The organism is Paraburkholderia elongata, assembly GCF_013177735.1.
GTDB lineage: Bacteria > Pseudomonadota > Gammaproteobacteria > Burkholderiales > Burkholderiaceae > Paraburkholderia > Paraburkholderia elongata.
The window spans coordinates 1-1,518 of sequence record NZ_WOEZ01000268.1; the positions used below are offsets into that span (position 1 = coordinate 1).

General features: G+C 58.4%; 1 protein-coding gene. It reads right to left on the bottom strand.

What is annotated here, in order from left to right:
- Window positions 1-156: 156 nt before the first annotated feature.
- Window positions 157-1,185 (bottom strand): tyrosine-type recombinase/integrase, encoded by a 1,029-nt coding sequence (locus GNZ13_RS44690; protein WP_236002466.1) that lies wholly within the window; start codon window positions 1,183-1,185, stop codon window positions 157-159.
- Window positions 1,186-1,518 lie beyond the last annotated feature (333 nt).

Sequence of the window (1,518 nt, forward strand, 5' to 3'; positions counted from 1 at the left end):
CCGTTCCTTGTAGAAATTCCACGACGGCATCCGGCCGGACGTCGGCAATGCCGACATTCCCCATCTGATGGGCAAACTGCCGCAAGAGTCGGTCGGCAGCTTCAAATCGCAGGCCCAACGACCGTTGCATTGCGACGTATGCTGTCACCACGTCGATCAGTTCCATGACAGATCTCCCAGATCGAAGTCGCCGACTTCGCGTAGCGCGCGCATATCGACCTTGGCATAAGTCATCGTGGCAGATGCACTATGGTGGCCGAGGTGGTCACCAATCTCCTTGAAACTTAAACCCTGATCGACCAGGCGTGCAGCACAGGCATGGCGCAATGCGTGCGGGCCCCGATGCTTCGCCTCAATTCCCAGCGCTTTGAACCTGTCATTGACCAGGTCGAATACCGCTTGCGGGGTCAGTGGACGATGTGGCGCGTGCAGTCCAAGAAATATCTGCGGTGCAGAAGCCGGCGGACGCACGGTGTCGATATAGCTAGCCAATGCTTCGGCGACCGTTGGCAACAACGGATAGACCTGCGGCTGCCGGCGTTTCAGGCGAAACACATGCAGTGTGCGTCCAGCCCAGTTCACCTGATCAAGGCGCAAAGCCACTACCTCCCCGCGGCGCATGCCATAGATCGATAGGAGCATCAGAATCGCGCGGTTTCTGATGTCAGCGGGCTTGTCGGTCGCGGTGGTTGCCAGGATCCGTTGCACGTCGGCCCATCGTGGCGCATATGGTAGGGATTCCTGCGTGTAGACTCGCGGCGTGCGTAGTGCCGCGGCAAGTCGTGAGTCGCATAAACCTTGCGTTGCCGCGTAACGCAAATATATCCGGAGGGCACCCGTTACACCCTTCATCGATATCCGCCCCCACCGCGACGCATTCTGAATGAAGTAGGCGTCGATATCATCAGGCTGCAGATCCTCCAAGCGGCGATCGGTGTCTACGCACCACTGAAGAAACTGTGTGGTCCTGCTTTGCCACTGAGCGACCGTGGAAGGAGTGAACCCTCGCTCATCGCGCATCCATTTGACGTATCTGTCGAGATGGCCCTGAAACGGGAGAACGATGGTTGGCTCACGCCACCACCCGAGGAACCGTAACCACGGTCGGGCGGCTGCGATCATCCGGTATTCCATCGTGACGCCCGTATGCATCGATGCGCGCTCGCGCGCGATCTCATGCAGCAAACTGACATCGACGCCTTGCGATGCAGTCGCAGGCAGCAGGCGAGCGACCCAAATGAGCTCATTTCTTTTTATACACAGCGATCCAGGCGCTGCACCGAACTCGGCGCAGTGGCGTAAATATCGCTCCCGTTCCTGAAAAAACGGCGCTTCGCGATGGCGACTCCCTTCGACCTTTGCAAGGGCTGGCTTCTTGGACATGACAGACCTCCGAACGACGGTTGGAAGGTCACAAAGCGCCGAAATTTATGTCACGTCAATAGCCAGGGCATGCCCCATGTTTCCTCGGCGCCTATCGGCTGCCGCCACATAAATTTGGCCGCAACATAGCCTGCG